General features: G+C 69.7%; 20 protein-coding genes. 8 read left to right on the top strand and 12 right to left on the bottom strand.

The window, feature by feature from the left end:
• Positions 1 to 52 precede the first annotated feature (52 nt).
• Both Aph01nite_RS02610 and Aph01nite_RS02605 read right to left on the bottom strand, forming a co-directional pair.
• Entirely contained in the window at positions 53 to 1,096 is a 1,044-nt protein-coding gene (locus Aph01nite_RS02610; RefSeq protein WP_204039074.1) for a LacI family DNA-binding transcriptional regulator, read from the bottom strand.
• Positions 1,086 to 3,548 carry a glycoside hydrolase family 3 N-terminal domain-containing protein gene (locus tag Aph01nite_RS02605; RefSeq protein ID WP_204039073.1) on the bottom strand — a complete coding sequence of 821 codons (2,463 nt, stop codon included), beginning with the start codon at positions 3,546 to 3,548 and terminating at the stop codon, positions 1,086 to 1,088. The genes Aph01nite_RS02610 and Aph01nite_RS02605 overlap by 11 nt, the downstream gene beginning before the upstream one ends.
• Before the next feature lie 356 nt (positions 3,549 to 3,904).
• Between Aph01nite_RS02605 and Aph01nite_RS02600 the strand changes: the two genes are divergently transcribed.
• The 6 genes from Aph01nite_RS02600 to Aph01nite_RS02575 are packed head-to-tail and all read left to right on the top strand — an operon-like array spanning position 3,905 to position 8,882.
• Complete coding sequence (locus Aph01nite_RS02600; RefSeq protein WP_239161353.1) at positions 3,905 to 5,203, top strand: extracellular solute-binding protein; 1,299 nt, start codon at positions 3,905 to 3,907, stop codon at positions 5,201 to 5,203.
• Complete coding sequence (locus Aph01nite_RS02595) at positions 5,200 to 6,099, top strand: carbohydrate ABC transporter permease (RefSeq protein ID WP_239161352.1); 900 nt, start codon at positions 5,200 to 5,202, stop codon at positions 6,097 to 6,099. The genes Aph01nite_RS02600 and Aph01nite_RS02595 overlap by 4 nt, the downstream gene beginning before the upstream one ends.
• Complete coding sequence (locus Aph01nite_RS02590; RefSeq protein ID WP_204039071.1) at positions 6,099 to 6,995, top strand: carbohydrate ABC transporter permease; 897 nt, start codon at positions 6,099 to 6,101, stop codon at positions 6,993 to 6,995. The genes Aph01nite_RS02595 and Aph01nite_RS02590 overlap by 1 nt, the downstream gene beginning before the upstream one ends.
• Before the next feature lie 47 nt (positions 6,996 to 7,042).
• Positions 7,043 to 7,462: an SRPBCC family protein gene (locus Aph01nite_RS02585; protein WP_204039070.1), complete on the top strand. Its 420-nt coding sequence runs from the start codon at positions 7,043 to 7,045 to the stop codon at positions 7,460 to 7,462.
• On the top strand, positions 7,459 to 8,028 hold the full coding sequence (locus Aph01nite_RS02580; RefSeq protein ID WP_204039069.1) for a TetR/AcrR family transcriptional regulator: 570 nt from the start codon (positions 7,459 to 7,461) through the stop codon (positions 8,026 to 8,028). Before Aph01nite_RS02585 ends, Aph01nite_RS02580 begins: the two co-directional genes overlap by 4 nt.
• A gap of 59 nt (positions 8,029 to 8,087) precedes the next feature.
• On the top strand, positions 8,088 to 8,882 hold the full coding sequence (locus Aph01nite_RS02575; protein ID WP_204039068.1) for a maleylpyruvate isomerase N-terminal domain-containing protein: 795 nt from the start codon (positions 8,088 to 8,090) through the stop codon (positions 8,880 to 8,882).
• A gap of 61 nt (positions 8,883 to 8,943) precedes the next feature.
• Here Aph01nite_RS02575 and Aph01nite_RS41990 read toward each other — a convergent pair whose 3' ends face one another.
• A complete protein-coding gene (locus Aph01nite_RS41990) occupies positions 8,944 to 10,647 on the bottom strand; it encodes a DUF4082 domain-containing protein (protein ID WP_204039067.1) in 1,704 nt (567 codons plus the stop codon).
• A 172-nt stretch (positions 10,648 to 10,819) separates the two neighbouring features.
• Between Aph01nite_RS41990 and Aph01nite_RS02565 the strand changes: the two genes are divergently transcribed.
• On the top strand, positions 10,820 to 11,593 hold the full coding sequence (locus tag Aph01nite_RS02565; protein ID WP_204039066.1) for a YqjF family protein: 774 nt from the start codon (positions 10,820 to 10,822) through the stop codon (positions 11,591 to 11,593).
• 1 nt (position 11,594) lies between these two features.
• Here the strand turns inward: Aph01nite_RS02565 and Aph01nite_RS02560 are convergent, their stop codons facing one another.
• The 8 genes from Aph01nite_RS02560 to Aph01nite_RS02525 form a co-directional block, all read right to left on the bottom strand.
• Complete coding sequence (locus tag Aph01nite_RS02560) at positions 11,595 to 13,736, bottom strand: heavy metal translocating P-type ATPase (RefSeq protein ID WP_275418338.1); 2,142 nt, start codon at positions 13,734 to 13,736, stop codon at positions 11,595 to 11,597.
• Between the two features lie 231 nt (positions 13,737 to 13,967).
• Positions 13,968 to 14,693 (bottom strand): dienelactone hydrolase family protein, encoded by a 726-nt coding sequence (locus Aph01nite_RS02555; RefSeq protein ID WP_239161350.1) that lies wholly within the window; start codon positions 14,691 to 14,693, stop codon positions 13,968 to 13,970.
• Between the two features lie 39 nt (positions 14,694 to 14,732).
• On the bottom strand, positions 14,733 to 15,596 hold the full coding sequence (locus Aph01nite_RS02550) for an SMP-30/gluconolactonase/LRE family protein (RefSeq protein WP_204039064.1): 864 nt from the start codon (positions 15,594 to 15,596) through the stop codon (positions 14,733 to 14,735).
• Complete coding sequence (locus Aph01nite_RS02545; RefSeq protein WP_204039063.1) at positions 15,589 to 16,566, bottom strand: ABC transporter permease; 978 nt, start codon at positions 16,564 to 16,566, stop codon at positions 15,589 to 15,591. Before Aph01nite_RS02545 ends, Aph01nite_RS02550 begins: the two co-directional genes overlap by 8 nt.
• Positions 16,563 to 17,537: an ABC transporter permease gene (locus Aph01nite_RS02540; RefSeq protein ID WP_204039062.1), complete on the bottom strand. Its 975-nt coding sequence runs from the start codon at positions 17,535 to 17,537 to the stop codon at positions 16,563 to 16,565. Before Aph01nite_RS02540 ends, Aph01nite_RS02545 begins: the two co-directional genes overlap by 4 nt.
• A complete protein-coding gene (locus Aph01nite_RS02535; protein WP_204039061.1) occupies positions 17,530 to 19,068 on the bottom strand; it encodes a sugar ABC transporter ATP-binding protein in 1,539 nt (512 codons plus the stop codon). The genes Aph01nite_RS02540 and Aph01nite_RS02535 overlap by 8 nt, the downstream gene beginning before the upstream one ends.
• 5 nt (positions 19,069 to 19,073) lie before the next feature.
• The gene (locus Aph01nite_RS02530; RefSeq protein WP_204039060.1) at positions 19,074 to 20,177 is read right to left on the bottom strand and encodes a sugar ABC transporter substrate-binding protein; all 1,104 of its coding nucleotides are present in this window, start codon (positions 20,175 to 20,177) and stop codon (positions 19,074 to 19,076) included.
• Positions 20,178 to 20,288: 111 nt separating this feature from the next.
• Positions 20,289 to 21,518: an ROK family transcriptional regulator gene (locus tag Aph01nite_RS02525; RefSeq protein ID WP_204039059.1), complete on the bottom strand. Its 1,230-nt coding sequence runs from the start codon at positions 21,516 to 21,518 to the stop codon at positions 20,289 to 20,291.
• A 182-nt stretch (positions 21,519 to 21,700) separates the two neighbouring features.
• On the opposite strand from Aph01nite_RS02525, the gene Aph01nite_RS02520 reads away from it, so the two are divergent.
• Positions 21,701 to 22,561: a class II glutamine amidotransferase gene (locus Aph01nite_RS02520; protein ID WP_204039058.1), complete on the top strand. Its 861-nt coding sequence runs from the start codon at positions 21,701 to 21,703 to the stop codon at positions 22,559 to 22,561.
• On the opposite strand, the gene Aph01nite_RS02515 is transcribed toward Aph01nite_RS02520, so the two are convergent.
• Positions 22,562 to 25,756: an aminotransferase family protein gene (locus Aph01nite_RS02515; RefSeq protein ID WP_204039057.1), complete on the bottom strand. Its 3,195-nt coding sequence runs from the start codon at positions 25,754 to 25,756 to the stop codon at positions 22,562 to 22,564.
• Positions 25,757 to 25,818 lie beyond the last annotated feature (62 nt).

Raw genomic sequence — 25,818 nt, 5'->3', positions numbered from 1 at the left:
GCACGCATACCGGCGATCATCGGCCGCACCGACAGATCCCACGATGCGACCGTTACCCGGCTCGGCGCGCGTTCTCCTCGGCCGCGACGGGAGCCGTCGATCCTCTGATCACCAGGGACGTGGCCAGTTCCACGTGATGGGAGTCGATCTTCTCGCCGGCGGCCAGGCGGAGTGCGGTGCGCAGGGCGACGGCGCCCATCTCCCGCAGCGGCTGCCGGATGGTGGTGAGCGGCGGTGACGCCATCGGCGCGAGCTGGGTGTCGTCGAAACCCACGATGCTGAGGTCCTCGGGGATGCGCAGGCCGCGCTCCCGGGCGGCTTCGATGATACCCAGGGCCGTCGCGTCGTTGCCCGCGAAGATGGCCGTCGGCGGTTCCGGCAGGTCGAGCAGGGCCGCGCCGCCCACCACACCGTCGTGGTACTGGAAATGCCCGGTCTGCACGTAATGCGGAAGCACCTCCGCGTGCTCCGCCTCCATCGCCGCCCGATATCCGTGCATCCGCGCCTGATGACAGGCCGCCGTCGCGTGCCCCCCGATGTACGCGATCCGCCGATGCCCCAGCGACAGCAGATGCTGCGTCGCCGCCAGCCCGCCCGCGAAGTTGGTGGAACCGATGCTGGTCACCCGGGCCCGCGGCAGGTTCAGCGGATCGATCATGACCAGCGGCAGCCGCGCCCGCGACAGCGCCGTCAGGTGCCCCGGCGTCAGCTCGCTGGTGACGGCGATCAGCGCCCGCCGGCCCGCGCCGACCAGCTCGCGGGCCCAGGCGCCCGGCCGGTCGGCGGGCCGCCTGATGCTGATGACGACGCCGACGTCGAGGTCCGCGCCGCCCTCCACCGCCCCCTGCACGATCTCGGTCGAGTACGCGTTCAGCTCCTTGTCGAACTGCACCTCGACGGTGTCCCGGCCCGGAGTCTCCCCCCGGCGCGGCGACGGGGCGACGTAATCGTGCTGCCGCAGCAGAGACTGCACCAGCGACCGCGTCGCCGGCGCGACGTCACTGCGTCCGTTGAGCACCTTGGACACGGTCGCGACGGAAACCCCCGCCGACGCCGCGACCGTGGCCAGGGTGGCACGTCTAGGACTAACCGCCATCAGTTCCCCTCTGCCGCCCAACATCGGAGTCCGCTCGCCCGCCGTCCGCTTCGGGGGATTCCACCTCCACGGGCGTCACGAGCTTCCGGTCGTGGCCGACGACGCGCGTCGGCCCGGTCAGCCGTACCCCGCCCTGGCAGGGCAGGTCGGTGGACGAGGTGCCGACGAACACCTCGAGGTCCCCGGGTTCGACGATCCGGCGCAGGTCGCGGCCGGTGAACGCGGTCCGGTCGGCGTGGACGCGGAAGCGCACGTCCTTGCACTCCCCGGGCTGCAGGCGCACCCGTACGAATCCGGCGAGCTGCCGCACCGGGCGGGTGACCTGGGCCAGCACGTCGTGCAGGTAGAGCTGCACGACCTCGTCCCCGGCCCGGGAGCCGGTGTTGCGCACCCGGACGGACACGCTGAACTCGCCGTCCGTGGGGATCTCGGTGTCGCTGATCCGCAGCTCGCCGACCTCGAAGGTCGTGTACGAGGCGCCGTACCCGAACGGGAAGAGCGGGGTCGGGTCTAGGTTGCTGATGCCGTGGCTGTCGGCTCCCAGCGGCGGCTGAAGGTACGTGCCCGGCTGCCCGCCCTCACGGCGCGGAATCTGTACGGGCAACTTACCTCCCGGTTGGACACGCCCCGAGACTATACGAGAGATCGCTCCCGCGCCCTCCTCGCCGGGCATGAACGCCTGGATCAGCGCGGCGGTCCGCTGGTGCACGTCCTCCAGCGCGTACGGCCGGCCGGAGACGACCACCACCACGACCGGCGTGCCGGTGGCGGCGACGGCGGCCACCAGGTCCTCCTGCACCCCGGGCAGCCGCAGGTCCTCGGCGTCGCAGCCCTCCCCGGAGGTGCCCTGACCGAACATGCCGGCCCGGTCCCCGACCACGGCGACGCACAGGTCGGCCTCCTGGGCCGCCGCGACCGCGGCCGCGAAGCCCGACCGGTCAGTCCCGCGCACGTCGCAGCCCCGCTCGTACACGATCTTGGTGTCCGGCAGCTCCTCGCGCAGGGCGTCGACCAGGCTGGGCGCGTCGATGCCCATGCCCAGCTCGGGGTGGCGCGGCAGCACGTGGTTGGGGAAGGAGTAGCAGCCCATGAACGTCCGCGGATCGGACGCGCCCCAGCCGACCACGGCGAGCGTGCGCGGCGCCTCCCGGCCGTCGCCGAGCAGCGGCAGCACCTCGCCCGCGTCCAGCAGGATGACCGACCGCTCGGCCACCTCCCTGGCCAGGGCGCGGTTGTCGGCCGAGTCGAAGTCGACCGTGGGATTCACGATGGAGCCCTCGGGCGTCCAGTCGTTGTCGAGCAGCCCGAGCTGCGCCTTCTGCAGGAGCAGGCGGCGCGCGGCCCGGTCGATCAGGGACTCCGGGAGGTCGCCGGAGGCCACCAGTCCGACCAGGTGGGACCCGTAGCCGATGGTGTCGGGCAGTTCCACGTCGATGCCCGCGCTGAGGGCCTGCGCGCCGGCCTCGGCGTTGTCGGCGGCGACGAGGTGCTGCGAGGCGAGGAACGGGATCGCCCAGTAGTCGGAGACGACGGTCCCGGTGAAGCCCCACTCCTCCCGCAGCAGCTCGGTGAGCAGCCAGGAATCGGCCGCGGCGGGCACCCCGTCCACGTCCGAGTACGAGTTCATCACCGAGCGCGCCCCGCCCTCGGCGATCGCGGTCTCGAAGGTCGGCAGGATCATGTCCATCAGCTCGCGCCGGCCCATCGGCACCGGCCCGTGGTTGCGCGCGCCCCGCGAGGCAGAGTACCCCGCGAAGTGCTTGAGCGTGGCGATGACCCCGGCGTTCTCCAGGCCCCGCACGTACGCGGCCCCGAGCATCGCCACCAGGTACGGATCCTCCCCGATCGTCTCCTCGACCCGCCCCCAGCGGTAGTCGCGGACGACGTCGAGCACCGGCGAGAGCCCCTGGTGCACGCCGACGGCGCGCATGTCGCCGCCGATGGCGCCGGCCATGCGCTCGATGAGGTCGGGGTCGAAGGTGGCGCCCCAGGCGATGGCGGCGGGATAGACGGTCGCGCCGAACGTGGTGAATCCGGTGAGGCATTCCTCGTGCACGATCGCCGGGATGCCGAGGCGGGACTGGGCGACCACGGCGCGCTGCATCCGGATCACTTCGGCGGCGCCCTCCGCCGCGGTCACAGGCCGGGTGCCGAACACCCTGGTGAGGTGGCCTAATCCCCACTCGATGGCCTGCTCGAAGGTGATGGCGCTGGACGCGGCGAGCACGTCCTGCAACGGCGCGACGTTGTGGGTGCCCGCGACTCCCGGATCAGTCGGCGCGGCCTCGGCTGTGGTGTCTGGATCTTCCGCGGCGAGTATGTCATTGCTCGCCCACCGGCTGCCCAACTGCCCGACCTTCTCTTCGAGGGTCATCTCCTTGAGCAGGGCCTCCACCCGTTCGGGCAAGGACAGCGTGGGATCCTGCCACGGGTGGCGATCCAGAGCGGTCATGTACTGCTCCCATCAGTCGCTAATTTTTCGAAATATTTCGAGACCCTGCAGTGACCTGCCCCCGAGACGTTAACCAGAACAAAAGCCCAGTTCAACCCCCAATTAACTGGGACGCCCCGATTCCCGCCCCCGATACCTATTGACAGGGCATCTGCCGAAACTTAGTTTCGATCCCGCGCGGTCATGTCGCAAATGTTTCGGTGGACCGGCTTGAAGCTTTCGGGCTTCGGGGGCGCTGATCCGCCACGATGACCGCCAACGATGATCAACAGACGCGGCCTCGGCCCTCGAGTACGGAGATCAGCGTGGAGCCCAGAACACCCAATCGCCGCACATTCCTCAGCCTCGCCTTAGGCGTGCCCGTCGGAGCCGCGCTGGCGGCCTGCGGCACCTCCGGTCCGTCCCCCGCCGGCGGCGGCGCAGCGAGCGCTGGCGGCGGCAGCGCCAACGCCACGTACTGGTATCTCAGCACGCAGCCCCAGGAAGGCATCAGGACCGCCTCCGTCGAGCGCTTCAACAAGGCCAACCCCACCGCGGGCATCACGCCGACGACCTTCCAGAACGACGCGTACAAGACGAAGATCAAGACGGCGCTCGGGGCCGGCCAGGCGCCGACCATCATCTGGGGCTGGGGCGGCGGCGGTCTGCGCACGTACGTGCAGTCGAACCAGGTCGACGACCTCACGCCGTGGCTGAACGAGAACCCGGCCGTCAAGGACCGGCTCTTCCCGTCCTCGTTCGGCGCGGCCACCATCGACGGCAAGATCTACGCGCTGCCGTGCGAGGCCGTCCAGCCGGTCGTGCTGTTCTACAACAAGAAGTGCTTCGAGCAGATCGGCGCCGAGCCCCCGACGAGCTGGGGCGACATCATGGCCCTGGTCCCCAAGTTCAACGAGGCCGGGATCGCGCCGTTCTCGCTCGGCGGGCAGTCCCGCTGGACCAACATGATGTGGCTGGAGTTCCTGTTCGACCGGGTCGGCGGCCCCGAGGTCTTCGACGCCGTGTTCAACGCCGAGAAGGACGCCTGGTCCAACCCCGCCGCCATCGACGCCCTCACCAAGGTGCAGGACCTGGTCAAGGCGGACGGCTTCATCAAGGGCTTCTCCTCGATCACCGCCGACTCCAACGCCGACCAGGCGCTGCTCTACACGGGCAAGGCCGCGATGATGGTGCACGGCGTCTGGACCTACGGCTCCATGGCGCTGGACGGCGGCGACTTCGTCTCCGGCGGCCACCTCGGCTACATGAACTTCCCGCCGGTCGAGGGCGGCAAGGGCGACCCCAGCAACACCGTGGGCAACCCCGGCCAGTACCTGTCGATCTACTCCAAGGCCACCCCGGAGCAGAAGGAGATCGCCAAGAAGTTCTTCGCCACCGCGGTGCTCTCCGACGAGGAGGTCAAGATGTGGACCGACACCGGCTCGGTCCCGATCGTCAACGGCGCCGACAAGCTGCTGGCCTCCAGCAAGGACGCCGAATGGCTCCAGTTCGTGTACGGCATCGCCAGCAACGCCAAGACCTTCGCCCAGTCCTGGGACCAGGCGCTCAGCCCCACCGCGGCCGAGGTCCTGCTGGACAACATCTCCCAGCTCTTCCAGCTGTCGATCACCCCTGAGCAGTACGCGGCGAACATGAACGCGGTCATCGGGAAGTGACCGCGCCCGCCACTCCGGCCACGCGAGGCGGGCATGGCTCCCTCGCGTGGCTGGCCATCCCGGCCCTGGGGATCTTCATCGCCTTCGGGGTCGTCCCGCTGGTCGGGGTGCTCGTGCTCAGCTTCACCTCGTGGAACGGGATCGGCGACATCACGTTCTCGGGCCTCACCAGCTGGACGGCCGTGCTGAGCGATCCCGGCCTGCCGCACGCGCTCTGGGTCACCTTCCTGGTGATGGCCCTGTCGTGGCTGGTCCAGACGCCGGCCAGCATCCTGCTCGGGGTGTTCCTGGCCGGCAAGCAGCGCTACCGCGCGGTGCTGTCGGTGGTGTACTTCATTCCGTTGCTGCTGAGTTCGGCGGCCATCGCCATCGCGTACAAGGCGCTGCTCGACCCGAACTTCGGGCTGGGCGCGGGGCTCGGCATCGACCTGCTCGTGCAGGACTGGCTCGGGGTGCCGGAACTCGCCTTCGGCGTCGTCATCTTCGTGGTGTCCTGGCAGTTCATCCCGTTCCACTCGCTCATCTACCAGGCGGGCGTCCGGCAGATCCCCCGATCCATGTACGAAGCCGCGGAGATCGACGGAGCCGGGCGGGTCAGGCGGTTCTTCAGCATCACCCTGCCGCAGCTCAAGTACACGATCATCACGTCCTCGACGCTGATGGTGGCCGGGTCGCTGACCTTCTTCGACCTCATCTTCGTGCTGACGGCGGGCGGTCCCGGGGACACCACCCGGGTGCTCGCCCTCGACATGTGGAAACGCGGGTTCCAGGCCAACCTGATGGGCCCGGCCAGCGCGATCGCGGTCATCCTCGTGCTCGTCGGCCTGGCCCTGGCGCTGTTCCTGCGCCGGCTCGGCGGACGCGACGCCTCCCACAGTCAGCAGGAGGGCGCCTGATGGCGACGACCATCGCCCGCGAGCAGGAGCGCACGAGCGTCGCGCGTCCTGGGCGCGGCACTCCGCAGGGCATCGTCGGCGGCCACCGGAACTGGCTGGCCGGCGCGGCCAGCTGGTTGTGGCTGGCGATCGTGGTGGTGCCGATCTACTGGATCGTCATCACCAGCTTCAAGGAGCAGAGCAGCTACTACGCGTCCAATCCGCTGGCGCCGCCGACGGAGCCGACGCTGGGCAACTACCAGATGGTGATCGAGGCCGGGTTCATCCAGTACTTCGTGAACAGCCTCATCGTGACGCTGGGCGCGGTCGTGCCGGCCGTCCTGGTGTCGTTCATGGCGTCGTACGCGATCGTGCGGAGCCGGTCGGGGTGGTTCCTGCGTTCGGTGAACTCGCTCTTCCTGATGGGCCTGGCCATCCCTCTCCAGGCGACCATCATCCCCGTCTATCTGATCATCATCCGGCTGCACCTCTACGACAGCCTGCTCGGCATGATCCTGCCGTCGATCGCCTTCGCCATCCCGCTGTCCGTGCTCGTCCTGTCCAACTTCATCCGCGACGTCCCGAAGGAACTGTTCGAGTCGATGCGGATGGACGGCGCCACCGAATGGGCGACGCTCTGGCGGCTGGCGTTCCCGCTGACCCGCCCCGCGGTCGTCACGGTGGCCATCTACAACGCGCTGAGCATCTGGAACGGCTTCCTGCTGCCGCTGATCCTGACCCAGAGCCCCGACAAACGCACCCTCCCGCTCGCCCTCTGGGCCTTCCAGGGCCAGTACAGCGTGAACGTTCCCGCGATCCTCGCCTCCGTCGTGCTCACCACCCTCCCCATCCTGATCCTGTACGTCGTGGGCCGCCGCCAGCTCCTCAGCGGCCTGACCGCGGGCTTCAGCAAGTGACGACTCCGGCCTAGGAACCCGGGCACCGCGCTTGTACCATTTGGTACATGCGATTCGAATCCACGGTCTTCATCGACGCCTCCCCGCAGCGGGTCTGGGAGGTGTTCAGCGACGTCGAAAGCTGGCCCGAGTGGACCGGCACGGTCGACTCGGTCGAACTCCTGGACCCGGGGCCGCTGCGCGTCGGCTCCCGGGCCAGAATCAAGCAGCCGAAGCTCCCCATCGCCGACTGGCGGGTCACCGAACTGGTGGAAGGCCGTTCCTTCACCTGGGTGAGCACCGGACCCGGCCTCCGCGTCACCGGCGGCCACCACGTCGAACCGGCCGGCACCGGCACGCTCGCCCGCGCGACGATCGACCAGCAGGGCCTGCTCGGCTCGCTGACGGGCAGAGTGCTCGCCAACCTGATCAACCGGTATCTGCGCATGGAAGGCGAGGGCTTGAAAGCCCGAAGTGAGCGGAATTGACCGCTAAATTGACCCCTAAGGAGAACCTGCTGGCCGACGCCATCGCCTACTTCGCGGCGTACGGCATCGGCGACGCCAGCCTGCGCTCCATCGCGACCGGGCTCGGCACCAGCCACCGCATGCTGATCTACCACTTCGGCTCCCGCGAGGGCCTGCTCGCCGAGGTCGTCAGGACCGTCGAAGCCCAGCAGCGCGCCTCCCTCGCCATGCTGGCCGACGACGGCCTGCCGATGGCGGAACGCTCGATGCGGTTGTGGCACAGCGTGGCGGAGGCCGCCCTGAGCTACGGCCACCTCTTCTTCGAACTGTCCGCGCACGCGATGCAGGGCCGGCCGTACACCGCGGGCCTGAAAGGCGACCTGATCGACGTCTGGCTGCCGCCGCTCACCGACCTCTGCGTGCGCGGCGGCATCGACCCGGCCGAGGCCCCCGCGTACGCGCGACTGAGCCTGGCCGCCACCCGCGGCCTCCTCTTCGACCTGCTGCTGACCGGCGACCGGGCCGGGGTGGACGACGCGATCGCCCTGTTGCACCGGCTTTTCCTGGAATCGCTGCATTCGGGATGATCCTTGGCGTCCGCGATGTTCGGGGTTGCAGAGCCAGCAGATCGACAGGAGAGCAACCGATGACCGACCGCACGGATCAGACGATCAAGGCACTCCGTGCCGAGTTCGACGAGCTCGCCGCGCGGGTGCGCGGCTTCACCGCCGACGACCTCGCCCGTCGGTCCGGCGCCTCCGAGTGGGACGTCTCGCAGGTGCTGAGCCACCTGGGCAGCGGCTCGGAGATCAACCTCGCCGCGCTCGACGGGGCCGTCGCGGGCACCGGCGCTCCCGACATCGACTTCATCCGCGGGGTGTGGGCGCGCTGGGACGGGATGTCCCGCGCCGAACGGGCGGACGCCTACATCACCGCCAACGACACGTTCGTACGCCGCCTGGAGGACCTGGACCCGCAGACGCGGCAGGACCTCCGCGTCGCGTTCTGGTTCCCCGCCGAGCCCGCCGACGTGACCACGTTCGCCGGCATGCGCCTCAACGAGGTCGCCCACCACGCCTGGGACGTCAAGGTCGCGTTCGACCCGGCGGCCGGGCTCGCCCTCGACACCGTCGAGCTGGTGGTGGACCGCGTCGAGGGGCTGCTCGGTTTCGCCGGCAAGCCCGCCGAGCTGGGCGGACGGCACGTGACTCTGGCCGTTCACCTCGCCTCGCCGGAGCGCTCCTTCGGCCTGGAAATCGGTGACGCGATTCGCATCACCGACGTTCCGGACGCGCCGGACGCGGTTCTCACAGCTCCCGCCGAGTACTGGCTGCGCCTCATCGTCGGCCGTCACTCCGCCGAGCACACCCCGGCCGCGGTGGAGCTCACGGGGACTTCGGTCACCCTGGACGACCTGCGCCGGGTCTTCCCCGGTTTCTGATCACCGCTTTCGATCACCACCGAACGGCCTCGGTCCACGGGACCGAGGCCGTTCGCGTGGGTCAGTCGTGCCGTTCCGGCTGCGGGATCGCCGTGCCGGTGTCGTCGAAGACGTTGCCGGTGAGCTCCGCCAGGGTGGTCCGGGTGCTGAGCAGGATCGGGCACTTGAAGAAGGAGTGGCGGCCGAACCTGTTGCCGTTGACCCTGATGCCGGTGAGCGCGCCGCTCAGGCCGTTGTGGCTGAAGTTGAGCGTGCAGCCGCCGCCGTCGAGGAGGTTGTCCACGACGGTGGTGTTGGGCGCGGACGACTGGAGCGCCGCGTTGGCGTCCTTGGTGGTGGACATGTCGATGGTGTTGTGGCGGAGAGTCACCCCGGTCTCGCCGGCCAGCGACTGCACGCCGTCGTTGTGGGTCGGGCCGCCGTTCTGGTCGGGGTCGGAGGCGAACCAGGTCAGGTCGTGGATGTAGGAGTCCTGGATGACCGTGCCGCTGCCGGCCTTGATGCCGTCGGTGCTGCCGCGGAACTCGCTGCGCAGGATCTGGGTGTTGCGCGTCCACGCGCCGTCGATGCCCGCGCTGGGGTTGGCGGGCGCGAACTCCGAGTCGGTGACGACGGTGTCGCGGCCGCGGGTGCTGTCGAACAGCGGGATGGTGCGGTTGGTGGTGCCGCCCCGGAACACGCAGTCCTTGAAGGTGATGTTGGCGCCGGTCACCTTGACGAAGCCGCGGAACTCCTTGCCCGTGACGACCTGGCCGTCGGTGGCGAAGGTCTGGTCGCCGTTGACGACGGTGAGCTGGGTGCCGGGGGTCACGCCCGTGCTGGCCGCGCTCGGGAAGCCGCCGGCAGGGACGGGGTTCTCCGGCTTGGGCGTGGGCGACTTACTGGGCGTGGGCGTCGGGGTTGGTGTCGGCGTCGGGGTTGGGGTCGGCGTCGGAGTGGGGGTCGGGGTCGGGCTGGGCTTCGGGGTGAGCGTCACGGTCACGGTCGGGCTCGGGTCCGGGGCCGGCAGGGTCACGGTGACCGTCGGCGTCGGAGCGGCCGGTGGGGTGACGGCGGGGGTGACGGCGGGGGTGGGGGTTCCCGGGTTCGGCCTCGGGGTGCTCTCCCACCACTGGAAGATCGGGTCCACGTAGTACGTGTAGTTCTTGGGGTTCCAGCGGTCGGGGAAGCGGCTCGCGCCGTACCGGAAGACGCCGGTGCGGCGGGTGGCGGGGGTGAGGGGTTCGGCGGTGGTGAGGTCGCCGCGCGTGCCCGCGTAGGTGCCGTGATCGCTGTGGTACGAGATCGTGTACGTCTGGCCTGGCCGTACCAGGATGGACTGGGCGAAGCGTGCCTCCTGCCAGCCGGATCTCGTCTCGGCGGTGAAGGAGACCCGCGCCAGCCGTACGCCGCGGGAGTTCCAGAGGCTGCCGGTGTGCCGGCCGCGTTCGCCCGGCGCCTTGAAGAAGCGCACGCCGGCGATACGGCCCTCGGCGCTCACCGTGAACCGGGTGCCGAGTTCGAGGGCGGCCCGGTCGGAGTAGCTGGCCGGGGTGATCGTGGTCGCCGGGTTCCAGAGGCTGGTCTCCTTGAGTTCCCTCACCGGCTGCTCTGCGGCGATGGGGACCACCGGGGACTCCGTGGGCTCCGTGGGCTCCGCGCCCCGCGCCGTCAGGATGACGACGGGCACCGCGATCGCCACCAGCAGCCCGGGCACCAGGAAGCGCAGGCGGGAGGGGCGATGTGGTTCGGACTCCAGGTCGCTGGAGGAATGCGTGCTGGCCATGCGTGAGACCTCCGGGCGTGGGAACGCCGGTTCGTCGTTACTCGTATGGAGTTACTCGTATGGACCGATCCTTGGTTTCCGGTGGCCATTGTGACGGGTGAGATAACAGACGCGCATCATTTTGGGCAAATCTACGAACATCGCGTTATCAGTGGATCACTCAGTGCGGGGTATGACCAAGTCATACCTGCTAGGACTAACCCCGTCCGACGCCATCAAACCGGAGGAGCAGCCCGTGCTAGCCCCGCCGTCTCCGACCGTGGTCAGGCCCGTCATGCATCAGCGCTGGTCCGAGCTGACCTTCGTGCACTGGCGCTATCCCCCGGAAACCGTCGCCCCGCTTCTTCCGCCGGGCCTGAGCCCCGAGACCTTCGACGGCAGCGCCTGGGTGGGCCTCGTCCCTTTTCTCATGAAAGGGGTGCGAATGCCCGGAATGCCGCCTCTTCCCTGGATGTCCTTTTTCCCGGAAACGAATGTGCGCACCTACGTCCGGGACGAATCCGGCCGTGCCGGGGTGTGGTTCTTCTCTTTGGACGCCGCGCGCCTGCCCGCGGTGGTCGGCGGGCGGGCCGGTTTCCATCTGCCGTACTTCTGGTCGGACATGTCGGTGCGCAGGGCGGCGACCCTCTGGACCTACCACAGCCGCCGTCGCCTTCCCGGGCCGCCCGGCGCCCACGTCGACCTGGAGGTCCGGGTGGGTTCGTCCCTCGACTCGCCCGACGAGCTGGCGCATTTCCTGACCGCCCGCTACCTGCTCTTCAACCTCGTCTCCGGCCGCCTGGCCAGCGCCCAGGTCGAACATCCCCCCTGGCCTCTCCAGCAGGCGTCGCTCGTCCATCTCGACGAGAGCCTGCTCCGAGCCGGCGACATCCCCTCCCCTGACGGTCCCCCCGTGCTGCATGCGTCCCTCGGCGTGCCCGTACGCATCGGCATGTGGCGCCGGTGACTCAACGGAACCAGCGGAGCCGGAGACTGTTCGCCGACACGAGGACGCTGGACAGGCACATCACGACCGCGGCGACCACCGGGTGGATCGCGCCGGTGGCGGCCAGCGGGATGGTGACGAGGTTGTAGCCGACCGCCCAGACGACGTTGCCTTCGATGGTCGCCAGGGTTCGCCTGGACAGGCGGATCGCGTCGGCCGCCAGCCGCAGGTCACCACGGACCAGCGTGAGGTCGGCCGGTGCGATCGCCGGGTCCGTGCCCGTGCCCATCGTGATGGCCAGGTCGGCCTGGGCCAGCGCCGCGGCGTCGTGCGCACCGTCCCCGACCACGGCCACGACGCGCCCCTGCCGCTGGAGCGCCCGGATCGCCTCCACCTTGCCCTCGGGCAGCAGCCCCGCCAGCACCATGTCCACGCCCACCTGCGCCGCCACGGTCTCGGCCGCGGCCGACCTGTCGCCGGTCAGCAGCCACGTCTTCAACCCCAGCGCCTTCAACTCCTGTACGGCCTGCGCCGACGTCGGCTTCACCACCTCCGCGATCACCAGGACCCCGCGCGCGAAGCCGTCCCAGCCCACGACGACGGCCGTGCCCGCGGCCTCCGCGAGGGCCTTCTCCAGCGACTCCGGCAGTTCGCCCCACCGCTGCACCAGCAGCTCCCGGCGTCCGGCCAGCACCCACTTGCCCGCGACCCGGCCCTCGACGCCGAGACCCGGCAGGGCGGAGAACTCCTCCACCGGCAGCGCGGAGCCGCCGGCCTCGTCGATGGCGCGCGCGATCGGGTGCTCCGAGGCGCGTTCCACCGCGCCGGCCAGGGCGAGGATCTGCTCGCGGGACTCGCCGGGGGCGGCCACCACGGCGGCCAGCCGCATGCGCCCGTCGGTCACGATGCCCGTCTTGTCGAGCATGATGGTGTCGATCCCGCGGGTGTGCTCCAGCGCTTCCGGACCTCGGACCAGGATGCCGAGCTGCGCGCCGCGCCCGGTGCCGACCAGCAGGGCGGTCGAGAGGGCGAACGGGCAGGCGATGACCAGGACGCCGACGGCCGCGCTGACCGCGTCGCCGGGGGAGGCGCCCAGGCCGTACCGGGCGAGGAAGGTGACGGCGGCGACGGCGAGCACGGCGGGGACGAAGATCGCGGAGATCCGGTCGGCCATGAGCTGGACCACGGCCTTGCCGGACTGCGCGGATTCGACCAGGCGGGTGATCTGCGCGAGCCGGGTGTCGCGGCCGACGCGGGTGGCGCGCACCGTCAGGCGTCCGCCCGCGTTGACGGTCGCGCCGGCGACCGGGTCGCCCGCCCCGACCTCGATGGGCATGGCTTCGCCGGTCAGCCGGGCGGCGTCGATCGCGGAGTGGCCCTCGATCACGACGCCGTCGGTGGCGACCTTCTCGCCGGGGCGTACCAGGAAGGCGTCGCCCTCGGTGACGCGGTCGGCGGGGACACGCACCTCCTCGCCGTTCCACAGCAGGGTGACCTCTTTCGGGCCCAGTTCGAGCAGGTCGCGCAGGGCCGAGCCGGCTCGCCGCCGGGTCCGGGCCTCCAGGTAACGACCGGTCAAGATGACGAAAGTTATTCCGGCCACGACTTCGAAATAGCCGAGCGCGTGCGCCGGGTGCGACAGAAGCTGCCACGACGACAGTACGAAGGCGACCAGGATGCCCGCCGAGACGAGGGTGTCCAGGGTCGCGGCCCGGTGGCGCAAGTGGGTCCAGGCCGTGCGGTGGAACGGCCAGGCGCCGTACCCGACTATGGGGACGGTGAGGACGAGGCAGACCCACTCCCAGCCGGGCACCCGCAAAACCGGCAGCACCGCCGGGGCCAGCACACCGACCGCGCAGGAGGCGGTGACGATCAGGCGTTCCTCCAGCGCGCGGAGCGGCTCCTCGGAACGGATCGCCTGGCGCAACTCCGCCGTGTAACCCGCGCGCTCCACCTCGGCCACCAGGGTCGCCGGGTCGAGGGCGGCCGGGTGGGTGACCGTCGCCTCCTCGGTCGCGTAGTTGACCGTGACCGTGACCCCGGCGAGCCGGCGCAGCTTGCGCTCGATGCGAGCGGCGCAGGCGGCGCAGGTCATGCCTCCGATGGAGAGCTCGGTGGTGAGCTCCAGCGATTTGGCCAGTGATTTCGACAGTGATTTAGACAAGGCCGAAACCTGCCGTCCGGACGGCCTGGCAGATCTGGCACCACATTCCGCTCACCCCGTACGCGTGCGTGTTCATGACCACTCCGTCGGTCGAGAAGCCCCGAAAACCCCTCCGTCACCAGCTACGGCGGAGGGGGTGGCACGGTTCAAGTCCTGGCACGCGGCGTCCCGGGAGGGTCCGCCGCCGGCGGCTGACCTTGAGATCGATCAGCCGCCGAATTAGTGAAAATTTCAAGCAGAATGGCGTTCGGTGAACGCCATGATCTGCCGCCAGGAGTCGGCGCACGCCTCCGCCCATTCGGCGTACGAACGGTCGAAGAAAGAGTGCGGCGCGTTTTCGTAGATGTGGGTCTCGTGCTCGGTGCCGGCCCGGTCCAGGGCCGCGGTGAACGTGTCGAACTCCTCCTCCGTGGAGGCGGTGTCCGCGCCACCGCGGAGCAGCAGCAACGGCGCGCCGGGCGTCTCGGGGATGGTGTCGATGCGCCGGACCGCGCCGTAGAACCCGATGGCGCCGGCCAGGCCGTTCCCGTTGGCCCCGAGCCACCAGGAATAAGACCCGCCGAAGCAGAATCCCACCGTGAAAACCGGCCCCGGCAGTTCCGCCGCGGCCGCCAGGACGTCCGCGCGGACCTGCTCCGAGGTGACCTGGGCGATCTTCGGCTGCCAGTCGAATGTTTCGCCCCGATCGTCATCGGTTCCGGCCGTACGCCCGAAATAGTCGATGGCGATTACTTTGAATCCGGCTTCGGCGAAACGTACCGCCAAGTCCCGGTAATACGGATGAAGTCCGCGAATATCCGGAAGAATCACTACGGAACGCCCGTTGGGTGTCGCCGGTTCGGCGCGGTATGCGAGAAATCTGGTGCCGTCGCCGGAAATCAACTCGATTGTTCCGTGTGACGCCACCTCGCCCACGACAGGCGGAGCGGGTGGCCTGCTGCTGGTGCTGTGACACATGCGCCCAGTCCTACCATCCGCACCTGAACGCCTCCCCGTTCAGCCCGCGAACTCGGGTGCCGGCAGCCCGCGCGCCCCCGGATCCAGCAGAAGGACCTGACCGGAAAGCGGCGCTTCGGCGAGTGCCGCCGCGTCCAGGCCGATGCTGGCGGTGGTGACGGCCATCGTCGTCAGATCCGGGCCCACGAACGCGCACCGGGTCGGCCGCCGCACCGGAACCTCGACGACCCGGTCGATGGTCCCGTCCGGCGCGTACCGGACGATCCGCGAGCCGTCCCATTTGCAGTTCCAGATGAATCCGTCGGCGTCCACGGTCACCCCGTCCGGATACCAGGGATCCCCCTCGTCGGAGGCGAAGAATCGCGGCGGGCCCAATTCGCCGGTCGCGGGGTCGGTCTCGTACGCGCGAATCAGCCGCCGGGTCGAATCGACGTGGTACATGGTCCGGCCGTCCGGGCTCCACGCCGGCCCGTTCGAGCAGATGATGCCGTTGAACGCGCGGGTGACGGCGAGGTCGGCGTCGACCCGGTAGAACGATCCGGTGGATTCGGACTCCGCCAGATCCATCGACCCGACCCAGAAACGCCCGGACGGATCGACCGCGCCGTCGTTGAGCCGGTTTCCCGGCAGGTTCTCTATCTCCTTGATGACGGTGACGACGCCGCGATCGATGTCGCAGGACGCGAGCGAATGGCGTAACGCCGCGACCAGCCCGCCCCCGGCCCGCAGGGCCACGCTGCCCACCGTCTCCGGGGTTTCCAGCGTGAGCGTCGGCCCGTCCGGCCAGTCCTTCGCGTACACGCGGCGGCCGGTGATGTCGACCCAGTGGAAGCGCCTGCCGTCCCACAGGGCGCTCTCCCCGAGTTCGCAGGTGACGTCGCCGAAGACGTCGATGTCAGTCATGAGACCTGTCCCGTCCGTACGCGAAGAGGATGACCAGGATGACCAGGCCGTAGATCATCAGCCGGCCGTATTCGGGCACCCGCTGGGCCTGGAGGAAGGTGGTGACGGCGACCAGCGTGAGCGACCCGGCGACGACGCCGAGATAGTGGCCCCGCCCGCCCAGGATGGAGACGCCGCCCACGACGACGGCCGCGATGGATTCGAAGAGGTAGGGGTCGCCGAGGCCGAGCGAGGGCTGGCCGCCGTACCCGACGAGCATGATCCCGGCCAGGGCCGCGAACACGCCGCTGAGTGTGTAGAGGGCCACGGTCACGCCGCGTACGCCGACGCCGGACAGGAACGCCGCCCGGGAGTTGACACCCACCGCGTAGACACGCCGGCCGAACGTCGTCAGCGTGAGCAGCACGGTCATCAGCAGCGCCACCCCGATCCACACCAGCAGGGCGGCGGGAACCCCCGCCACTCCCCCGGTGAACAGATCGCGCAACGGCTGCGGCGCGTACGACCCGCACGACGCGCACGTGAGCCCCTTGGACAGCCCCAGCGAGAGCCCTTGCAGGACGCCGTTCATCCCCAGCGTCATCACCACGGCCGGCACGCCCAGCCAGGCGACCCCCATGCCGTTGGCGAACCCGGCCAGCGCGCCCACGCCGAGCGCGAAGGCCAGCGCCATCGGCAGCCGCGAGGACTGCCCGAGGCTGGTGGTGGTCAGCACGATCGCGGCGCCGTTGAGCACCCAGGGAATCGACAGGTCGATGCCGCCGACCAGCACGACCAGCATCTGCCCGGCCGCCACGAACCCGGTGAAGGCGGCCACGACCAGCACCGCCCGCAGGCTCGTCCAGGAGGCGAAGCCCGGATGCAGCACGGCCCCGAGCGTCAGTACGGCCGCCGCCACCGCGTACGCGTAGAACACCCGCCGGACGCCCGGCGTGACCGTGTCGAACCGCCGCGCCATGTCCACGTTCACGGTGTCGCCCTCCGCCGTCGGGTCAGGAAGGTCGCGGCGGTGCCGAGCAGGACCGCGACGACCAGGAACAGCCCCTGGAACAGGGATTGGTAGAGCGGGTCGATCCCGGCGAAGAACAGCACGTCGATGACCAGGGTGAGGGCGACCGCCCCCGCGACCGCGCCGAGCGCGCTCCCCCGGCCGCCGGTGAAGGCGACGCCGCCGACGACCACGGACGCGATCGACGTCAGGATGAAGGGCGCGCCCGCGTTCGCGTCACCCGCCGTCGTGGTGGACACGTAGAAGATCGCGGCCAGCGCGCTGCACAGCCCCGACAGGGCGTACACGCCGAGCTTCACCCTTCCGGCCGGCACACCCACCGCCCGCGCGCTGGTCTCGTCGCTCCCGATGGCGTAGACCCGCATCCCGAACCGGGTACGCCGCAGCACCAGCCATCCCCCGACGGCCACCCCGAGCCAGATCAGCCCGGTGGGCACATTCGGGTTCGACAGCACATTCCGTACGACCGGGGGAATCGACCCGCCCGGCACCGGCAGCACCCACAACGCCAGCCCCGTGAAGATGGACAAGGTCGCCAGCGTCGCCAGAATCGGCGCGATCCGCCCGACGGCGACGATCATTCCGTTGACCGCCCCGCACGCCGCGCCCAGCGCGAGCACGACGAGCAGCCAGCCGAACGGCGCGAGCCCGGTCCCGGTCACGGTGGTCGCGGTGACGGTCACGCAGAGACTGACGATCCCCCCGACGGACAGATCGATGCCCCCGGTGAGCACCACCAGGCTCTGCCCGATCGCCACGAAGACCAGCGGCAGCATGGTGTTGAGAATGGACAGATAGTCGAACGACGTCGGAAACCGCCCGAGACTGGACGTGTAAACGACCAGGTAGGCCGCCGCCGTCGCCACCAGCACCACATAACCGAGCCCCGCCTGGGCGGGCACGAGCCGCAGCCTTGCCATGAACTCACGCATCCCCCACCTCCTTCAGCGACGCCGCCACGATGCGGTCGGCGTCGCCGACCGGGCCGGGAAGTTCGGCGGAGATCCGGCCCTCGCGCAGCACCAGAACCCGATGGCACAGGTTGGCGATCTCCTCCGTCTCGCTGGAGTGGAAGAGGATGGCCTTGCCCTGCGCGGCGAGTTCGGCGACCAGCTGGTAGATGTCGTGCTTGGTGGCCGCGTCCACGCCGCGGGTCACGTCGAACAGCAGCAGGACGCGGGCGTCGGTGAGCAGCCACCGCGCCATCACCACCTTCTGCTGGTTGCCGCCGGACAGCGTGCCGACGGCCTGGTTGGTGGCCCGGCCGCCGCCGATGCGCAACTGCCCGCCGATCGACGCCACGGCGGCACGTTCGGCGCCCCTGCGGACGAACCCTGCCGCCGACCGCCGGGACAGGGTGGCCAGCGCGACGTTGTCCCGGATCGACAGCGGCAGGAACAGCCCCTCCGCCTTGCGGTCCTCCGGCACGTACGCGATGCCCATGCCTGCCCGGATGGCGTCCTTCGGCCGCCGGACGGTGACCGCCTCGCCGCCGACGCGGAGCGCCCCCGACTCGGCCTTGCGGGCCCCGAACAGGGTCAGGAACAGGTCGCGCTGACCCTGCCCGGCCAGCCCGCCGACCCCGAGGATCTCCCCCTGCCGCAGCTCGAAGGAGACCCCGCGAAGCCGTCCGCCGGCCAGGCCGTCCACCCGCAGCGCGGTCTCCCCGACGGGCAGCGCGGCCACGTCCGGATACGTGCCCTCCAGGGTCCGGCCGCTCATCAGCGTCACCGCCTCGGACTCCGAGATGCGGTCCCGCGTCGCCACCCGGGTGCCGTTCCTGAACACCGTGACCCGGTCGGCCAGCTGCTCGATCTCCCGCCACCGGTGCGAAGTGAAGATCACACAGCAGCCCTCGTCGCGCAGCCGCCGCATGTGGCCGGCCAGCCACTCCACCTGCCGGTCCGGCAGCGCCGCCGTCGGCTCGTCCAGGATGACCACGCGGGGTTCCTGCGCGAGCACCCGGACGAGTTCGACGATCTGGCGGTGGGCGACGGACAGGTCGGCGGTGGTGGCGCGGCTGTCGATGTAGTCGACGCCGTACCGCCGGAGGATGGCGTCCGCGGTGGGGGCCAGGCGGCTGCGCCGTACCAGGCCGAGCCGGCCGCGGGGCGGATCCTGCAGCAGCAGGTTCTCCGCCACCGTGAGGTCGGGCAGCAGGGACAGCTCCTGGAACGCGGTGGCGACGCCCAGCCGGCGGCGGGCGGCCGGTTCGACCACCCGCCGCACCTGCTGGCCGAAGATCTCCACCGTGCCCCGGTCGGCGCTGATCAGCCCGCACAGGACCTTGATCAGCGTGCTCTTGCCCGCGCCGTTCTCCCCGGCGAGCGCGTGGATCTCCCCGGGACGCGCCGCGAACGACGCGTCCCGGAGGGCCTGGACGCCGCCGAAGGCCCGGTGCACCCCGGAGGCCCGCACCGCGAGCACCTCCGCCGAGGCAGGCGTCTCCGCCCGTGTCGGCACCGGTCTCATCGTTGGCCGAAGTTGACGTCGAGGGTCTTGCCCGGGCACGGCGTGCCGTCGGTGGCCGCCTCCTGGCAGAGGATCACCGTGGCGTTCGGCCCGGAGTCGGTGAAGTCGGCGAAGAAGCTGTCCGGCAGGTCGGGGAAGACCGTCTCGCCGGGCACCAGCGTCTCCGACGTGACCACCGGGAACGGGATGGTGACGCTCTGCTTCGGATGCTCGTTCTTGATGACCCCGCGGGCCAGCTCAAGCGCGATCACCGACAGGAACGGCGGCTGCCCGATCGACATGCCGTTGACCTTCGGCGTGAGGATGCCGGCCATGTACTTGCGGAACCCGTTCTCGGCCTCGCCCGCGAACACCGGCATCGGCCGCTTCGCCGCGCTGAACGCCTTGATCACGCCGTCGGTCCCGCCGGACACCCACACGCCGTCGATCTCCGGCAGGCTGGGCAGCTGCCCGGACGTCGCCCGCTGCGCGGTCGCCGAGTCCCACATCCCGCTGTACGTGGCCACGACCTCGATCCCGGGATTGGCCGCGAACACCTCCTTGGCGCCCTTGTTGCGGTCGTTGTCCGCCCCGGTGCCGGCGACCCCGGTCACCATGATGACCTTGCCCTGGCCCTTCAGCTGGTCCACCAGGAACTGCGCCAGCTGCTGGCCGAACTTGACCTGGTCGGTGTTGACGGTCAGCCCGCAGGCCGCGTCCACCGTGTTGTCGAACGACACGACCACGATGCCCCGGTCGCAGGCCTGCTGGACCACGCCGTTGAGCCCGCTGGTCGAGGCCGCGTTGATGACGATGCCGTCCACGCCCTGGGAGATCAGGTTGGAGATCTGCCGCGACTGCGTCGACACGTCGTTGCCCGCGTTGTAGACGCTGCAGTCCACCTGGTCCACGTACGGCGGCATCGCGCAGGCGGCCTTGAAGACGTTCTCCATCTCCACCCGCCACTGGTTGCCGATGAAGGAGTTGGAGAGTGCGATCTTCAGCTTCTCGGCGCCGGTGGCCTGCGTGGCCGGGGCCTCGGTGGCGGGGGAACTGCACGCCGCCGCGACGACGAGCGCGACCGCGGCGACGAGCAGCCGCCCATAGCGATGTAGATTCATGGTTGCTCCACCTTGTATCGCCGCCACGGGCCCACCCCGTGGCGTAACAGGTCCGGTCGCGGCGGCAACCGCGGTCGAACCGAGCGACCCGCACTCGCGTGCGGCGAACGGTCAGGGCCTTCGGGCTCTGACCGTTGTGCTTGTCCGGCCGGACAGACTCGGCCGGCCGGGAAGCGGGAAGGCGTCGGCGTCCCGAAGCACCGCGGCGGCCGCGCCGAGCACCACGACCACGTGCTCGCTGAGCTCGCCGACGACGAACGGCGGGAGCACCTCCCCGGCGTGGATCGCACGCCGGGCCATGGACTCCCGCAGCGGCCCGAGCAGGATGTCCCCCGCGGGCGCGAGATTCCCGCCGAGGATGATCAGCTCGGGGTCGAGCAGGTTGTACATGTTGGCGGCGGCCAAGCCGATGTGCCGTCCCGCGTCGGCGATGACGCGGCGGCAACCGACGTCACCCAGCTGGGCCATCTTGATCACGTCCGCGATGGACAGGCGGTCGCCGTGGCTGCGCCAGAGCTTCTGGGAGATGGAATCGGCGTTGGCGAGGGTGTTCAGGCAGCCCCGGCCGCCGCACTCGCAGACTTCTCCGTTCTCGTCGATGGTGGTGTGGCCGAGTTCGCCGGCGGTTCCGTTCGCTCCGGCGTACAGGCTGCCGTTGAGGATGAAGCCGACACCGATCCCCGAGGCGGTGTAGACGTAGGCGACGTCCCGCAGGCCGCGGGCCGCGCCCCAGGTGAGTTCGGCGAGCGCGCCGAAGTTGGCGTCGTTGTCGACGAGCAGGGGCAGGCGCAGCGCCTCCGCCGCGGTGACGTGCGCGTTGACGTTCACCCACGGTTTCAGCGTGGTGGCCCGCCCGTTCAGTCCGGTACGCCGCTGGATCGGCCCCGGCACCGCGATCCCGACCCCGATGACCTCCTGCCGGGTCAGGCTCAACCGGTCCAGCATCTGGTCGATCAGCGTGCCCACCGTCTTGAGCGTCTCCTGCGGCGGGGTGTGGTCGTCGGTGGGGACGGAGTCGTGCGTCAGCAGCTGCTGGGCGGTGTCGCAGACGGCGGCCCGGACGACGCCGTTGGCGATCTCCACACCGACCGCCACGCCGAGATCGCCCTTGAGTCCGACCAGGGCGGGCGGGCGTCCGGTGCCGCGGGCGGCTTTGGCGTCGGCGTACTCGGTGACGGTTCCGGCGTCGATCAGCTCCTCGACGACGCTCTTCACCGTCGAGCGGGACAGGCCGATCTCCGTGAGTTCGCGGCGGCTCTGCGCGCCTCGCTCCCGCAACGCGCGTACCACGCGGGCGCGGTTCGCCGCGCGCTGGGACGACGTCGAATCGGGGGACGGCATAGCACTCTTCCACTCGTGAGAACGCTCTCTTACGGTGAACCGAGTATCAGCTTCGCGGCAATACCAGTCAATACTCAGGCCGGAACAGCCGTTATCACGACTGAATTAAGACTGGTTCAGCCAAAATGCCGCCGAACGTGGGTAGACCAGTACGGGGGAATGTTCGACGGAGGGAATCGGAAATGTGCCGCCTGTTCGGGTTGAGCTCGACGCCGCTGCGGGCCTGCGCCACCTTCTGGCTGCTGGAGGCGCCGGACAGCCTGACCGAGCAGAGCCGCCGCGAACCGGACGGCACCGGCCTCGGCCACTACGTCACCGACGGCCAGCCGCTCGTCTACAAGGCGCCCATCGCCGCGTACGAGGACCGGTGTTTCGCGGCGGAGGCGAAGCACACCGAATCCACCACCTTCATCGCCCACGTCCGGTACGCGTCGACCGGCGGCCTGGCGAAACGCAACACCCATCCGTTCGAGCAGGACGGCCGCCTCTTCGCGCACAACGGGGTCGTCGAAGGGCTCGACCTGCTGGAAGCCCACCTCGGCCCCGACATGTCCCTCGTCCACGGCGAAACCGACTCAGAACGGGTATTCGCCCTGATCACCCGGGAGATCCGCGCGAACGGTGGCGACATCGAGGCGGGCCTGTCCAGCGCCCTGCGGTGGGTCGCCGCCGAACTCCCGCTCTACGCCCTCAACATCATCCTGATCACCGCGGACGGGCTGTGGGCGCTGCGTTACCCCGACACCCACGAACTCCACGTCCTGGCCCGCGAACCCGGTGGCGACGAACTCAACCACTGCGGCTCCGACGGCCGGATCCACGTGCGCTGCACCGACCTGGCCACCAAAGCCGCCCTCGTCGTGGCCAGCGAACCCATGGACGACGACCCCAGCTGGCAGCTGATGAACCCCGGCGAACTCCTCCACGCGGGCCCGAACTGCTCCATGACCACCCGGCTCATCCTCCCCGACCCGCCCGCCCACCGGCTCACCCTCGCCGACCTCCACCCGGAGGCCGCGGCCTCCCAGCGCGCCAACCCGTGATCACCAGCCGTCGCGGAGCGTCTGGTCCAGCTTGTCCACGAAGAAGTCGGCGCTTTCTTCGGTGAGGCACATGGGTGGCTTGATCTTCAGGACGTTGAGGTGGTCGCCCGTGGGCTGCACGATCACGCCCAGTTCCCGCATGCGCTCGCAGATCGCGGCGGTCTCCTCGGCCGCGGGCTCCAGCGACGTACGGTCCCGGACGAGTTCCACGCCCATGTAGAGACCCATGCCGTGGACCGCGCCGATCATCGGGTGATCGAGGTTCTCGACGCGGCGGCGGATGTGGTCGCCGACCTCGGCGGCGTTCCGCTGGAGTCCCTCGTCGGCGATGACGTCCAGGACGGTGGTGCCGACCGCGCAACTCACCGGACTGCCGCCGGCCGAGGAGAAGAAATAGCCGTTCCGGGAGAACGTCTCCGCGACATCCCGCCGCGTGATCACCGCCCCGAGGGGATGGCCGTTGCCCATGGCCTTCGCGACGGTGACGATGTCCGGGATCACCCCCTGCTGCTCGAATCCCCAGAAGTGGTGCCCCAGACGCCCGTACCCGACCTGCACCTCGTCCGCGACGCACAACCCCCCGGCCGCACGGACATCCGCATAGACCTCGGTCAGATACCCGTCCGGCAACGGCACCCCACCGGCGTTCCCATAAAACGCCTCACAAACAAAAGCCGCCGGCGGCCGCCCCTCTCGTACGGCCTCCGCAATGGCCCGGCGAACGTCCTCCACATACCGCGCACCGGCATCCGCCCCCCGGAATTCTCCCCGGAACGTGTTCGGCGCGAGCACAGGATGCACCCAGGAAGGCCGCGTGCTCAGCGCATTCGGATTGTCCGCTGTCGAGGTCGAAATGGCATCCGAGCCGATCGTCCAGCCGTGGTACGCCTCCGTCACGCAGAAGACGTCCTGACGCTGGGTGAACGTCTGAGCCAGACGGAGCGCCAGATCCACGGCTTCCGAGCCGCTGTTCACCAGGAACACGGTGTCAAGCGGGTCGGGAAGCAGATCCGCCAAGCGCTTCGAAAACTCGGCGATGGCCTTGTAGTTGAACCGCGAGTTCGTGTTGAGCAGCCCCCATTGCCGCGCCACGGCCGCGCTCAGCCGCGGATGCGCGTGCCCAATGGCCGCAACGTTATTCACCATATCCAGATATGTCCGACCATCAAGGTCAGTGAGATGCTGCCGCCAACCTCGCTCAATCCTCGGCGGCGCGTCGTAGTAGTTCCCCTGCACCTCAGCCAGAGCGATACGCCGCAGCTCAAGGATCTCCGCACTGCTCGACTCGACGGGAGCCGCACAGTCAAAGCCGATCACTGACGAAGGATCGGGACACACGCTCCGCCAGGCTTCGGCGGTCTCAGCGGTGACGAACGCCGGAGGTGCCCAGCCCGGGCGATCGGGCAGCGTGCACAGTTGCACCCAGAGTCCACTCCTGGGCACAGAACTGGTGTACCCCAGCAGATCACCTGCCCGAAGTCGGTCTCCGGCGGCCGTCGAGTCGGCTTCCCCTGGATGGACGCGGTCGCCATCACCGAGCAGATCGCCCGTGCGGAACTCGTTCCCCGAATCCGCGGCCAGGAGGACGCTGTCGTCCTCGCCGGGCAGGCCGTCTGTCTGGAACTGGCTCGCGGACCCGACGGCTGGCTTGATCCCGTGTAGGTGAAGGCCGGCCTCCGCGCCCATCAGGATCAGAGAGCCGGGTTCGCCTGAACGCAGGATTCCGTCGAAGGGCGCCACCACCGGAGTCCCCGGCGGGCAGAAGATCTCCGCCCCGAGCGCTACGGTCTCAGGGGCTTGATCGGCATGCAGATTCGTCCGGGTCAGACGCGCCTCGCCGTATCGAAAAACAGCGGTCGTCGCCGGGGATCCGCTCACGATCCGCGATTCCGCGTCGGCGTCCAGCCAATTCCCGTCGCGCAGCGCTTCACTCTGGGTCGCCAGGTCAAGCGCGGTCACCTCGGCGACACCGATCGTGGGAAGCAGACGCGAAGTTCGCTCCCGGGTTTCTCCGGTCGAAGACTCTCGCCCCTCCGACGCGACGCCCGAGCTCGCCCGCCCTCGCTCATCCTCAACCGCAGACGAGGAAAGCGGCCCCTCTCCTCGCTTCCGAGGGCCGGGCGACGTTGAGCTTCGGACTGGTCTGTCGAAGGACAGGGCGGCGCGAATCGCGGCGGTTGCGACCTCGGCGGGGAGGCTTGTGGCTGCGTCGAACTCGCGCCATTCGTGGTCGGTTCGCTGGGTGGCGTAGTCGTTGTCGGGGTCGATGAGTTCCTGTTGCTCGGCGCTGACCACGAGGACGCCGGTGCGGGCGATGATCGCCGGCCAGAGGGCTTCGATCTCGGCGTCGTCGAGGGGGACGATCTCGTGGAAGGCGCGGATCGCGGGGAGCGTCGCGAGGGGGCGTTCGGGTGAGTGGTGCAGGATCGAGGCGCAGGTCGTCGCGAGTTCGGCCACCAGCCAGCCGCTGCCCAGATCACCGAAGTCGATGAGCCCCGTGGGCCGCGCCCGCCCGTTCCGATCCCGTTCGCACACGACGTTGTCATCGGTGACGTCACCGTGGATCGCCTGCACCCGAAGCCCGCCGGCCAGCGCATCCAGGTGATCGCACGCCGCCCCCACGGCCCGCAGAACCCGCTCGGCCCCGGCCTCGTCGCGTACGAACCCGATCAACGTCTCGACGACCCGGCGAGCATTGCGCAGGTCCCACTGGCTCATCCGCTCCAACCCCGGATGCTCGAAATCCGCCAACCCGGCCACGACCCGCCCCGCCATCGCCCCCAGCCGCCCGACCACCACCGGAGCCAGGTACGGCGAGTCGTACAACGGAAACCCCGGCACGAAACTCAACAGCCGCGCCCGCAGCTTCGTGCCGTCCGCATCGAACCGGGCCAGATAGCCGCCATCCAAGCTCAGCTCAGGCCGCGCCACCCGCAACTCCGGGGCCGCCTCCGCCAAGCGCAACAACGCACGGTCCTGAGCGTCCAACTCCTGATCGGAGTACGCCGAGTTCGGCACCTTCAACAGGAACCGTCCCCGCCCCGAGTCGACCCGGAAGTTCCGATCCTGGTTACTCCCCAGCTCCTCGATCTCCCCCACGATCCGGAAGTGCTTCGCGGCCACCGCCCTCGCCTGCTCAAGACTCACCTCAGGCCGAAGCAGATTGGGCTGAGCAAAAAAATCATGGCCGGTCATGGCGGATCTCCTTTGCGAAATTGACGCCGACGATATCGACTGCTACCGTCATTTTCGGTAGA

Origin of the sequence: Acrocarpospora phusangensis, assembly GCF_016862995.1 — a bacterium.
In the GTDB taxonomy this organism is placed as follows: domain Bacteria; phylum Actinomycetota; class Actinomycetes; order Streptosporangiales; family Streptosporangiaceae; genus Acrocarpospora; species Acrocarpospora phusangensis.
This window is presented reverse-complemented; position numbering and strand designations above follow the sequence as displayed.

Bases quoted from the DNA above. Each gene is read 5' to 3' on its own strand.
- Aph01nite_RS02540 (WP_204039062.1), bottom strand. From the start codon at position 17,537: ATGCGTGAGTTCATGGCAAGGCTGCGGCTCGTGCCCGCCCAGGCGGGG.
- Aph01nite_RS02550 (WP_204039064.1), bottom strand. From the start codon at position 15,596: ATGACTGACATCGACGTCTTCGGCGACGTCACCTGCGAACTCGGGGAG.
- Aph01nite_RS02610 (WP_204039074.1), bottom strand. From the start codon at position 1,096: ATGGCGGTTAGTCCTAGACGTGCCACCCTGGCCACGGTCGCGGCGTCG.
- Aph01nite_RS02515 (WP_204039057.1), bottom strand. From the start codon at position 25,756: ATGACCGGCCATGATTTTTTTGCTCAGCCCAATCTGCTTCGGCCTGAG.
- Aph01nite_RS02520 (WP_204039058.1), top strand. From the start codon at position 21,701: ATGTGCCGCCTGTTCGGGTTGAGCTCGACGCCGCTGCGGGCCTGCGCC.
- Aph01nite_RS02555 (WP_239161350.1), bottom strand. From the start codon at position 14,693: ATGTGTCACAGCACCAGCAGCAGGCCACCCGCTCCGCCTGTCGTGGGC.
- Aph01nite_RS02590 (WP_204039071.1), top strand. From the start codon at position 6,099: ATGGCGACGACCATCGCCCGCGAGCAGGAGCGCACGAGCGTCGCGCGT.
- Aph01nite_RS41990 (WP_204039067.1), bottom strand. From the start codon at position 10,647: ATGGCCAGCACGCATTCCTCCAGCGACCTGGAGTCCGAACCACATCGC.
- Aph01nite_RS02565 (WP_204039066.1), top strand. From the start codon at position 10,820: ATGACCAAGTCATACCTGCTAGGACTAACCCCGTCCGACGCCATCAAA.
- Aph01nite_RS02575 (WP_204039068.1), top strand. From the start codon at position 8,088: ATGACCGACCGCACGGATCAGACGATCAAGGCACTCCGTGCCGAGTTC.
- Aph01nite_RS02605 (WP_204039073.1), bottom strand. From the start codon at position 3,548: ATGACCGCTCTGGATCGCCACCCGTGGCAGGATCCCACGCTGTCCTTG.
- Aph01nite_RS02585 (WP_204039070.1), top strand. From the start codon at position 7,043: ATGCGATTCGAATCCACGGTCTTCATCGACGCCTCCCCGCAGCGGGTC.
- Aph01nite_RS02525 (WP_204039059.1), bottom strand. From the start codon at position 21,518: ATGCCGTCCCCCGATTCGACGTCGTCCCAGCGCGCGGCGAACCGCGCC.
- Aph01nite_RS02530 (WP_204039060.1), bottom strand. From the start codon at position 20,177: ATGAATCTACATCGCTATGGGCGGCTGCTCGTCGCCGCGGTCGCGCTC.